Raw genomic sequence first — 1,726 nt, 5'->3', positions numbered from 1 at the left:
CTGTAAGATTAAATCTTGACTTCTACAGCGTGAACTGTTTCCCTCTGTCATTCCGTGTTTTATTCACGGAATCCAGTTAAAAATATAATGTATTTTAGTTGTTTTCTGGACACCGTGAACAAGTTACCAAATGACACTGAGTGCGTTGTCCAATCCACGCAGCAGGCAATTGTTAGAGGCTCTCGATGCTCTGACCTACTAATTCAGTTTCACCCTCAAAATAAAATGTACTCATATCTATGTTTTGCTTAACACATTTATGACCTAAACCTTCATGTGCAGCATTAGATAGTGCGCCATTATCCTGATCTACGGTCCATGTGAAAATTCCTCCAAGACCAAATTTCTTTACATATTCTGCTTTAGCTTTAACAGTTCTAGGTGTGTCTATGGACATAAATACTTTAGATGTAGGATTGTAAAGGAAATCAGCATTAGCTACTGTATCAGTATAAAGTATAAATCCATTTTTCCCTTTTCCTGTGCTTGGATCAAAATAATTAAAATAAACATCATTCTGCTCAGTAACACCGTTTTCAAAAGTTCCAACTATTTGAGGATCTACTTTATATGTACCCTTTAATGGAGAAACTGACTCTATCTCTACCTCACGTGCATTACGGCTATAACCTGCATAACCTATATGCACACATTTCGCAGGGATCTGCAGTTTTTCAATAAGATATTGTACAGATTGATCTATAGACCACTCATTATTGTCGCTGCCACTACTATAAAGGTTAGTATGGTGTGCTAATTTTCCCTCTCCGTAGGTACCACCGAAAAGATCATATGTCATCAAGTGAATTTGGGTTACTCCTGCAGCAACCAAGTCTTTTATATTTGATAGCGCTAGTTTTGCAGGATCAGCTGCTGCTGCTATAGCAATGACAACATCTGTATGCCCCTTGGTGTTAAGTGTTTCTCTTAACTCTTTAACTAATAATGTATAATTCCTACCATCTTCAGGACCATGTGGGTTACCATTCCCTGCTGCTCCTGGATATTCCCAATCAATATCAATTTGTTTATACATTGGAAATTTTTCTATAAACTTTACTATTGAGTCATTGAATATTTTACGAGTTTCTGGAGATTTAGCCATTTCATGAAAAGCTTCGCTCATAGTCCATCCGCCGACGCTAAGGGCAAATTTTGTTCCCTCAGGACTTGCTTTTTTTAGGTTGTGAAAAGCACCTAGTGCTCCTTGAGCTTTTTGTTGGGTGTATAAGTTTGGGTAGTCTTCACTTACGTATGCTGGAAAACCACAATTAACATATGCTGCAAGCATATCCCAATTACCAACGGTGGTCATTTCAAACTTTTGTAATCCTAACTGATCAGCAGATAGTTTTATGATTGCTTCTTTTTCTCCTTTATCACCATTGATTGCAGCAAATCCTAAAACCAGCTTGTCAAAATTGTGATTATAATGTTTCTTTATATCTACGCCTCGCCCAGCCTCATTAATCGTTGCAGGCTTCTGTAGGCGTCCGTCAAATTGTGACCAAGCCGTATAGTAACCACCAACTTCAAATTTCTTATCTGACTCATATTTATTGTAAACATCTTTAAGTACCCTACCTGATGTATAACTAAAGTTAATAGTTTCGCTCTTAGGATTAAACCCAGTCAGTGTATATGTCTGCTCAGTTAAATCATCTTTTTGTACTAGTTTACTAGTTCCTGGCTCTGGTTCTGGCTCTGGCTCTGGTTCTGGCTCTGG

The 1,726-nt window shown here is 37.8% G+C and carries 1 protein-coding gene; it reads right to left on the bottom strand.

Going from position 1 to position 1,726, the window contains the following annotated elements:
- Positions 1 to 172: 172 nt before the first annotated feature.
- Positions 173 to 1,726, bottom strand: a 1,554-nt coding sequence (locus KYQ89_RS01250) for a glycosyl hydrolase family 18 protein (protein ID WP_218460036.1), incomplete at its 5' end; no start/stop codon positions are given.

Source organism: Rickettsia sp. TH2014 (genome assembly GCF_019249195.1).
Lineage (GTDB): Bacteria > Pseudomonadota > Alphaproteobacteria > Rickettsiales > Rickettsiaceae > Rickettsia > Rickettsia felis.
This window is presented reverse-complemented; position numbering and strand designations above follow the sequence as displayed.